This window comes from Chroococcidiopsis sp., assembly GCF_051657925.1.
In the GTDB taxonomy this organism is placed as follows: Bacteria; Cyanobacteriota; Cyanobacteriia; order Cyanobacteriales; family Chroococcidiopsidaceae; genus Chroococcidiopsis.
This window is the reverse complement of record NZ_JBOFLP010000298.1, coordinates 1-9,362: the sequence shown is the minus strand read 5'-3', so window position 1 is coordinate 9,362 and position 9,362 is coordinate 1. Positions and strand designations below refer to the sequence as shown.

Here is a 9,362-nt window from a genome sequence, read left to right as displayed (position 1 = left end):
CTTGGTTTTGTAGAGATAACTGATATCCTGGTTGGGGGGTCGGAAGGTTGGCGATCGCCTGTTCTATTTCTGCCGTGCGTTCTGGAGAAGCACCATCCAACTCTTGCAGCAGCAAGATGACCCTAGTTTTCATTTCCTCAGTCGTGTCTGGAGACCAGATTAATACGTTCTCGTAAGTTCCCTGCCACGCTGATTCGTCTAAATGCTTGCGAATGTGGTCGATGATGCGAATAAAAGCAGGTTGCATTAAGAGTTCTGCCTGTTGCCATGCAACTGGATCGGTAATTCTCGGTGGCATGGGTATTCTCCCGCGATGTGGAACAGATATCAACGCGATGCGATCGCGCTGCCGATTCCTTCATGCTACCGTACGCGCCAGCAGAATTAATGCGTGGGGATGTGGAGCGATCGCCATTGGGTGTCAAATCTTAGTAGTAGGTTAAACAAAGTTTGAACCATTTCTAATAGTAACATTGAGAATGGCACTAGTAAGAAGAGCCAATTCAATAAGCTCAAAACTACGAAAATACCAACAAATGCTATTCGCGGAAAAACATTAATTTGTCTCGAAAAAATTCTATAGTTAAATACAAATTTATAGAGCGAGTATTTCAACTTCAAAGCTTCTACTATTCCCGTGCGTGCCTGTTCTTGTTCGGGATCGAGTCGCAACGATTCGCGAAAACATCGTTCAGCCAAATCTCTATTCCGACAATATAAATATACCCAACCTTTAATCGCATAAGCAGCTGGATTTTCGGGGTCTTGAAAGATTGCTGCATCCAACGTGGTTTGTGCTTCTTGGTAGCGACGTAGGCGTAATAAAGCCATAGCGCGAAGATTAAGACACAGCACATGCTCAGCATCCAAGCTCAATCCCTGTTCCGCACTAGACAATGCGCGATCGCGATCGTCTTGCGCTAATTGAATGATTGACAACAAAGCAAAATTATCGGCGATTTCTGGGTCTAAGCGAATCGCTTCTTGAACTGCTTTTTTGGCTGGTTTGAGTTGCTTTTGAATATAGAGAATTTTTGCTAAATTATAATGAGTGTCAGATAAGTCAGGCGCTAAATATACTGCTTGCTTCGCTGCTTGAGTTGCTTCTCGATCTCGATTTAATTCTATTAAGCATATACTTAAGAGAGCATGGGCAAAAGAACTATTTGGATCGATGGCTAATTGTCGTTCAATTTCTATTTCTGCCAGCTTGTAGCGTGATTGCTCGATTAAAATTAATGCTTTGTCTAAATTTATAAACATAAAAATTTATTGCTATTTTGTATATCTCGATTTTCTGTGAGAACAGATTAACTGGTAGGTGCGTTAATTAACGCATCCTACATTTTTTGGGCTTATTACTTTATATTCCTATATTTCCCAATAAAAAACACGATTAAAAAAGCTTGTTTTTACCCTTTGTTTCTAGTTGCAAATAACGCAGAATATCGTCATAAATTCCATTTTCATTGGCATAAGTTGCATAATTACGAGCAGTCGCGAACCACTCAGTAACGGAAGGATGAATTAGATCGATTGCGGCTAAAAAATCTTTAGTTGCTAGAGGTTTAGGTATCCTTTGCTGAATCGCTGCCTGTAGTTTTCTGTCTACGGCTAAATCTACAACTGCCTTTAAATCTGCCCCAGAAAAGCTAGCGGTTTTTTTACTTAAATAATCGTAGTCAATATCTTCAACTGGCTTATGACGGCAGAGGATACGCAAAATGTTTACCCGTGCGTGGCGATCGGGTGGCGGAACAAACATGATGCGATCGAAGCGCCCTGGTCTGCGAAAGGCTGAATCCAAATGCCAGGGAGCGTTAGTAGCAGCTAAAACCAGAATGCCATCGTTAGGGCTTTCTACACCATCTAATTCGGCAAGAAACTGATTGACAATCTGACGACCGCTACTAAACCGCATATCAGTGCGTTTGGCAGCTAGAGCATCGACTTCATCGAAAAAAAGCACGCAAGGCTTAGATCGTCGTGCCTGCTCGAACAATTCGCGTAAGTTCTTTTCACTACTACCCAGCCACATATCCAAGACATCATTGATGCCTATAGATAAAAATCTCGCTTTAATTTCTCCAGCTGTAGCTCTGGCTAAATAAGTTTTACCGCAACCAGGGGGACCATACATTAATACTCCTCCCCCAATCCGTTGACCGTAAGCTTGATAAATTTCTGGATGCGCTAATGGATGAACAATTTTCAGCCGAATTTCTTCCTTAATAGCATCCATTCCACCAACGTCTTGAAAAGCGATCGATGGTTGCTCCAAGGGTGCTTCCAGCGCATTACTAACATCTAATTCGTACTCCGGTATTTTGTACTCTGGCGATTTAGATTCTGGCGCTCTGCACTCTGGAACAGAAATTTTATGAGTAGCAGCATCAGTGATGCCAAGCCGAGCCGCCAACATAGGATCGTTCATTTCTGGATCGAGTACAACAGCTATATGGAAATGTGCAGCTGCATTTGTAGCATCGCCAGCATGTAGAAGCAAACGAGCGTAGAGTAAGTGAGCAAAAGCTGGAGGATCGGAGCTTTTAAGCAGGTTTTCGACCAGCACTATTGACTGAGAATTTTTGCCTTGTTGATAAAAAATAGAAGCCAAATTGAGCTGTAGAAACTGGTTTTCAGGCATCAATGACAGAGCAAGACGATACTCTTGTTCTGCCTCCTCAAATTGCCCCAATTTCATTAAAGTATCTGCCAAATGTTGGCGGAGCGGTAGATTATCGGGCGAAACAAGCAAGGCTGCACGCAAAGCCCGCAGAGTATCTTCACTACTAGTCATAAATGCTTCTGATTCATCTCTAAAATATAAGATGCCCATATCGAATCAGAAATATTACATTAGTGAGGAGTGAGGAGTGAGTGGTGCGTGAATAAATTTTAGATTTTAGATTTTGGATTGAAATTCTCCCTTTGCTCCTGGAGCTTCCTCTGCTTTCTTCCTCGACTCCTGACTCCTGACTCCTCAGTTTTGACTTTTGAGTTTTGAATTTTGACTTACTCATTACCAATAGCTGGTCGATGCTGGCTCCAGAATTTATTGACTTCGAGTTGGGCGGCGATCGCAATAATGGTAGCTTCGGCTGTAGGACGACCGACGATTTGAATGCCGATGGGTAAACCGTTAGGCGCAAAACCAGTGGGAATAGCGATCGCGGGTAGTCCACTAGCGTTAAAAGGCGGACAGGGAGCGACCCAATGAATAATTTTTTGTAGCGTCTCTTCTGGGCTTAATGCTGCCCACTCACCAACGCGAATTGGTGGATGCATGTATGTGGGCAAGATCAGCGCATCTACTGAGTCGAAAAATGCCACAATCCGTCTGGCAATAACTTGTACCTGTGCGACAGCACGAAGATAATCTCCGGCAGAACCCGATTGTTCGAGCAACCACTGATTCATCGGTTGCAAGATTTCTTTTGGTAGTCCCGCATAAGCTACGCCTGCTTGCCACACAGCAGTAAATGGCTCGATTAATCCCGTGAAATCGGGACAGCCTTCTTCTATTTGATGACCCATTGCTTCCAATAGCCTCACCGTACCCAAAACTGCTTGCTGACAAACTGGATCTGCCGTCCCGATTTGGGGTAGCGAGTTGGTAAAGGCGATTCGCAGGCGATCGGGCGATCGCATCGTAGCAGCTAGGAATGAGGGATTTGGTGCTGGCAACCAATACGGATCTCCCGTCACGTATCCCGACATCACGTCTAGTAAAGCAGCAGCATCGGAGACAGTACGGGCAATAGGACCGTTGGCTGCGACACCACTTAATTGATCGCCCAATGGGGCATAGGATACCCGTCCCCGGGCTGGTTTGATGCCTACTAAACCACAACAAAAGGCGGGACCGCGAATCGAGCCGCCTGCATCGGAACCTTGGGCGATCGCGCACAATCCTGCGGCTACAGCCGCCGCCGATCCACCACTAGAACCCCCTGGTGTATAATCTGGATTCCAAGGATTCCGGGCAGGAGGAAATCCCATCGGCTCTGTATAGGGAAAAGAACCTAATTCAGAAGTTGCGGTTTTACCCAAGATAATAAATCCAGCTTGTTTCACCCGCGCTACCACAGCATCATCGTAAGTCGCAACGCGATCGCGCAGTGCTGGACTGCCATAACTACAAGGGATATCAGCTACGGGATTCATGTCTTTGAGCGCAATCGGCACGCCAAAAAAAGGTGGTAGCTCAACTGGGTTTTGAGTGTTAGCTAGCATTTCTGTCTGAGTTTGTGCCTGAGCGATCGCCATTTCTGCCATCACCGTAAAATAGCAACCCAACTGCGGATTGAATTGTTCAATTCGTTCTAAATAAAGCTGCACTAACTCCCGTGGAGAAACTTCTTTGTTCCGAATTAATCGCGCTTGTTCTAGAGCAGGAGCAAATGCTAGATCGATTGAATTCATAATTCCACAGTTTTGATTTTTATGTTTCGGTTGCTAATAACTTATAACTATTTGACTTTTGTACGAGCGGGTTTAGCACCTAGATTCACAGCTAATGCCAGCAATTTTTGGTCAAAACCCTCTCCTACTGTACGGTTGGTTTAGCAAAGAGATTAACAACCACAGCTCGAAATTTTGGCTCAAAACCCGCCTTCTATTTTACGGGCGGGTTTAGCCACGAAATTGACAACCACAGCTCAAAATTTCGGGTCAAAACCTGCCCCTACAAACATTTCACTTTTGACTTGCCTATCCTCCACTAGGTTCGAGACGAATCAACTGTCCATTGTTATCATCCGTTAAGACATACAGCATTCCGTCGGGACTTTGGCGTACGTCGCGCACGCGCTGACCGATCTCGATCGCCTGCTGGTTTACCACATTACCCTGAGCATCTAAGTCAATGTGCCGCACATCCTGAGAGACGAGTCCGCCCGCGAATAAATCGCCTTGCCATTGCGGGAATTTGCCCCCACTATAGAATGCTAGACCCGAAGGTGCTATTGCTGGTGTCCAAACTAGTTTGGGATCTACCATACCAGGGCGCGATCGCTCTTTAGTGATTTCTTCTCCGCTATATTCGCGGCTATACGTGACGATCGGCCAACCATAATTTCCGCCTGCTTGCACGAGATTGGCTTCATCACCACCCTGCGAACCGTGTTCTGTTGCCCATATGCGGTTATTTATTGGATCAAAGGTCAAGCCTTGAATGTTGCGGTGTCCGTAGCTCCAGATTGCAGGCTCAGTATCAGTAGATTTTACAAAGGGGTTATCTTGCGGTATTGAACCATCATCGTTAAGCCGCACAATTTTACCAAGACGACTGCGGCGGTTTTGCGCCTGCTGACGGATTAACTCGCCATTGAGTTGAATCGGTGGGTTGCCACCATCACCGATCGCCAATAGCATAGTACTGTCAGGCAGCCAGATGATACGCGAACCGAAGTGTTGCAGACCAGACTTAGTTGGGGAAACCTCAAAAAGAACTTGCAGGTTGCTCAAGCTTTTCCCGTCAAATGTAGCGCGGGCGAGGCGGGTGCGGTTTGCCTGCTCTGTACCGTGGGAATAGGTTAGATAGACTAAGCGATTTTCAGCGAAGCGCGGGTGAACTGAAACATCCATCAAACCGGCTTGACCACCTACGAGGACTTCGGGAACTCCTGCAATCGGTGTTGGGTCGAGTTGCCCATTCCGCATAATGCGCAATTGTCCCGATCGCTCGGTGATTAACATCGATCCATCTGGTAGCCATGCAAGGCTCCACGGATGGTCTAAGCCTTCTACTACAGTCGTCTTTTGAACGCCCTGAGCAGCAGCAACATTCCCACTGTTAGAGACGCTAAGATTGCTCGATGATGAATTGGGTGTCGTTTGTGCAGTCGTAGAGGTGTTAGGCTGTTGTGTCACAGAACAACTTGCAATGGTTAATAGGGCGATCGCACTCCCTACTTTTTTCATCCAACCGTAAGTTTTTGCTTTCATATTTGGCTGTAATAGTTTTTTATCTCTAGAGTGATATAGGAATGTGACAGAAAAATGTCGCTCGCGGCGAACCTATTTGTCCCTATTTGCCCAAGGCTAAAACAGCATTCTGTCCGCCAAAGCCAAAACTCAAACAGAGTGAGTGTCTGAGTGCTGCTTTTCGCGACGTGACGATTAGATCGAGATCGAATTGAGGCGATCGCAGTCCCGTACATGGCGGTAATATTTGATGACGTAATGCCATCAGACAGAATGCCGCACCAATCGCTCCAGAAGCTCCCAAAGTATGCCCCGTGGCTCCTTTTGTGGAACTTACGGGAACCCCATGAGGAAATAAATCCTGAATTATTTGTGCTTCGCGCTTGTCGTTGAGCTGGGTTGCCGTACCGTGAGCGTGGATGTAACCAATATCTTTTAGTGTTAAATTGCTGCGGTCTAAACATTGTTGTATTGCCGCGATCGCGCTTTTCCCCGTTGGCTCTGGCTGAGTTGCATGAAAAGCATCGTTTGTCAAGCCAAAACCTAGAACGCGACCATAAACTTTTGCCGAACGCTGCTGGGCTGCTTGTGCTGATTCCAGTACTAATACAGATGCGCCTTCCCCCAACACCAATCCTTCTCTATGGAGATCGAATGGATAAGCGCCAGTGGTTGCCAGTGCGCCCATCTGCCCAAATCCAGCCAAAGTTAAGGGGGTAATCGGCACTTCCACTGCGCCAACGATCGCCCGTTGGCATTGCCCAGTTTCGATTAATAAACTCCCTTGAGCGATCGCCCAAATCCCCGTCGCACATGCTGCCATTGGGGACGATACTATACCTGTTGCCCCAATTTGTCTTGCTGCTACTGTGGCGATTGCATTTGGCAGAGTTTCTGAGAATTCGGGAGTCGATGAACAGAGCTGAGGGAGCTGGGGAGGCTGGGGGAGAAAAATTGCTCTTGTTTCCCGTCTCCTGTCTCCTGTCTCCGGTTTTGACTTTTGACTTTTAACTTTCGACTTCAGAAGTTCTTCCCAAACTGCTTGCTGGCTGCGGCTAGAACCGATGACTACTCCGCAGTCTGGTAAAGGTGATTCTAAGCCTGAATCTTTTAGAGCAGCTGCTACTGCTAATTGAGTTAACTCGATCGCATGTGTTGGTTGTTCGTCAATCAGTGCTAGAGGTCGAGCTGTTAGTTCTGAAAAGGGCTGCTGTAAGCTAATGCCGATGCGATCGAGGATTAAGTTTTCCCAGCTAGTTTCTAAGTTTTTTCCCAAGCTGGAAATAAGACCAATACCTGTGACAACAACTTCCACGCTTTGGAGTAAGAGTTAAGAGGAGAGGCGCACGGCGTGCGCCCAGAAATTAATTATTTGCCACCGTTTTTCAGCTTGTCACTGCCTTCAGTCACTTTAGCAGAGTCAATGCGATCGCCCTGTTGAATTTTGTCTACTACGTCCATGCCGCTAGTCACTTTACCAAATACGGCATAATCCCCATCGAGAAAACTCAAATCAGCAAGGGCGAAATAGAACTGAGAAGAGGCGGAATCTGGCTGTTGCGATCGCGCCATAGCTACAGCCCCTCTAAGATGCTGTAAAACTGGTTGTTTTCTGACTCCCGCACTTTTCAGCGTCCGACTGTAGATCGGATCTGTTGCCCCTGTTGGCTTAATTTCTAAAGGAATCTGACGTTCTGTTCCTGTATTTGGATCGATAAAACCGCCAGTTCCTAGACGCTGAGGTGAAAAATTGGGGTTTTTGCTTTGCGGATCTCCTCCTTGTACCACAAAAGGTTGTTCTGGTGGTCTGCTCTGGGGACCGATCACTCGATGGAATACGAGTCCATCGTAGACACCCCGTTGTACCAAATCGACAAAATTGCCAGCAGTAAGAGGTGCATTCTTGCCATCTACCTCGATAGTAATTGGCTGCCCCTTCACCGTCATCACAACTGTTGCCGTTCCCTCTAGAGTTGGTAAATTCTTCATTTGAACGCTACTTGTTTGAATTGCAGGTACAGGTGTGGTTTCAGCCACCGCATTGTCGGGGGAAGCAGAATTAGCCACTTGGTTAGGCGTACATCCTGCCAAATATAACCCACCAATCATTAATACTAAAACCAACCACTGCCGGACTTTTAACTGCATTTGCCTTTTCGATCGCGCTTAGGTAAAAAGTTTCAGAAGGCAAAATTTTCCTTCCGAATGCTCTACCACGGTACATCTGCTTCCCCAAAGCAAATTCTGCATTTTTAATTAAATTACTTGATGAAATTACAGTCCTTCTAGCGGCACAGCTAAAAATCGAGCCAATTCTGCTCCATCGTTCTCCAGCTTAGTAATAGATAGAGGTTGACCTACTCGCGTCAATGGAATATTACGTCGTCCCTTGACTCGTAGATAAAGCTCTCGACGCGGGTTCAAGCCTTCTTTAATCTCTAAACGCACAGCTTGAATGTCTTGTAAGGGAGCTTTAATTTCGATGCGGCGGTTTTTCCCCGGAAATCCCCACCGAAAAATGTGAAATTCACCCTTCTCCTTGTCAAACTCATTGTAGCCACCGCCTACATCCAGCAAAATCATGCCCCACAGATACAGCGCTAGCAGCAGACCCGCGACTCCATAAAATCCAATCGCTATACCTTGGGGAATGAAAACGAGCTGGGTCGGCTCGGCAAAAGGAATTAAATTAATTTGCAAGTAACTAGAAAGTCCAGCCAAGAAAAAGCCTATCCCACCGATGGAGACGACTGTAGCCCACCAGTAATTGCTGAATCGTCGCGAACCTAAAACTTTCTGATTCAAGCTGCTGGAAGTACTATTCTTGTTTGCCTTAGCTTCCGAATCACCGGAATTCGTGGTTGTTGATGCCGTCATGTCACTACCCTGCTCAGTTAAACTACTGAAGGCGGTTTTCCACTCTTATTATTCACATAGTAAGTTTCCTGATTCAACCTGCGAACAATCTGAGAGAACTGAGAAAACTTGTGTCAAATTGTAAAAATTCTCATATTTGATTAGACTATAATCTAACACTAAACACCCAATCCGCTTTTGTGGATTGGGCTTGAGGTGCGGTCACTGCGATCGATTAAGAAACATTAATCAGCCGTGCTGTCAAGTTGCTGGTTAAGCGGCAACACTGACATGGCATTCTAGTGAGAAAGGCGTTAGTTACTACAACGATTTTCTTGCCTGCGGAGTTGGATCTAAACCATCTCCTAGTCAACAAAAAGTTAATTCCTCAAAAAGCGTTGCAATTTTTAGTAAACCCAGAGGATTTTAAATGACAATTGCAGTAGGACGCGCACCGAGTCAAAGAGGATGGTTTGACGTTCTCGACGACTGGCTCAAGCGCGATAGATTTGTATTCGTCGGCTGGTCGGGGCTATTATTATTCCCCTGCGCCTACCTAGCACTAGGTGGATGGCTGA

General features: G+C 46.1%; 8 protein-coding genes and 2 pseudogenes. 2 read left to right on the top strand and 8 right to left on the bottom strand.

What is annotated here, in order from left to right; all coding sequences use genetic code 11:
- Positions 1-298 (bottom strand): annotated as a pseudogene (locus tag ACRC32_RS24230) (hypothetical protein); the annotation flags it as partial.
- Between ACRC32_RS24230 and ACRC32_RS24225 the strand changes: the two are divergent.
- Positions 292-432, top strand: coding sequence for a hypothetical protein (locus ACRC32_RS24225; protein WP_438556373.1), 141 nt, complete (start codon positions 292-294; stop codon positions 430-432). The pseudogene ACRC32_RS24230 and the gene ACRC32_RS24225 sit on opposite strands and share 7 nt — an antisense overlap.
- Here ACRC32_RS24225 and ACRC32_RS24220 read toward each other — a convergent pair.
- The 7 genes from ACRC32_RS24220 to ACRC32_RS24190 all read right to left on the bottom strand — a co-directional run bounded on the left by ACRC32_RS24220 (position 385) and on the right by ACRC32_RS24190 (position 8,805).
- Positions 385-1,263, bottom strand: coding sequence for a tetratricopeptide repeat protein (locus ACRC32_RS24220; RefSeq protein WP_438556372.1), 879 nt, complete (start codon positions 1,261-1,263; stop codon positions 385-387). The genes ACRC32_RS24225 and ACRC32_RS24220 overlap by 48 nt on opposite strands.
- A gap of 133 nt (positions 1,264-1,396) precedes the next feature.
- The gene (locus ACRC32_RS24215; RefSeq protein ID WP_438556371.1) at positions 1,397-2,800 is read right to left on the bottom strand and encodes an AAA family ATPase; all 1,404 of its coding nucleotides are present in this window, start codon (positions 2,798-2,800) and stop codon (positions 1,397-1,399) included.
- Between the two features lie 215 nt (positions 2,801-3,015).
- Complete coding sequence (locus tag ACRC32_RS24210; protein ID WP_438556370.1) at positions 3,016-4,425, bottom strand: amidase; 1,410 nt, start codon at positions 4,423-4,425, stop codon at positions 3,016-3,018.
- A 288-nt stretch (positions 4,426-4,713) separates the two neighbouring features.
- Positions 4,714-5,949: a PQQ-dependent sugar dehydrogenase gene (locus ACRC32_RS24205; RefSeq protein ID WP_438556369.1), complete on the bottom strand. Its 1,236-nt coding sequence runs from the start codon at positions 5,947-5,949 to the stop codon at positions 4,714-4,716.
- Between the two features lie 82 nt (positions 5,950-6,031).
- Positions 6,032-7,243 carry a beta-ketoacyl-ACP synthase gene (locus tag ACRC32_RS24200; RefSeq protein WP_438556368.1) on the bottom strand — a complete coding sequence of 404 codons (1,212 nt, stop codon included), beginning with the start codon at positions 7,241-7,243 and terminating at the stop codon, positions 6,032-6,034.
- A gap of 53 nt (positions 7,244-7,296) precedes the next feature.
- Positions 7,297-8,076, bottom strand: coding sequence for a peptidylprolyl isomerase (locus ACRC32_RS24195; RefSeq protein WP_438556367.1), 780 nt, complete (start codon positions 8,074-8,076; stop codon positions 7,297-7,299).
- Positions 8,077-8,202: 126 nt separating this feature from the next.
- Positions 8,203-8,805, bottom strand: a complete 603-nt coding sequence (locus ACRC32_RS24190) for a photosystem I assembly protein Ycf4 (RefSeq protein ID WP_438556366.1) — start codon at positions 8,803-8,805, stop codon at positions 8,203-8,205.
- Positions 8,806-9,214: 409 nt separating this feature from the next.
- Between ACRC32_RS24190 and ACRC32_RS24185 the strand changes: the two are divergent.
- Positions 9,215-9,362, top strand: a pseudogene (locus tag ACRC32_RS24185) (photosystem II D2 protein (photosystem q(a) protein)); the annotation flags it as partial.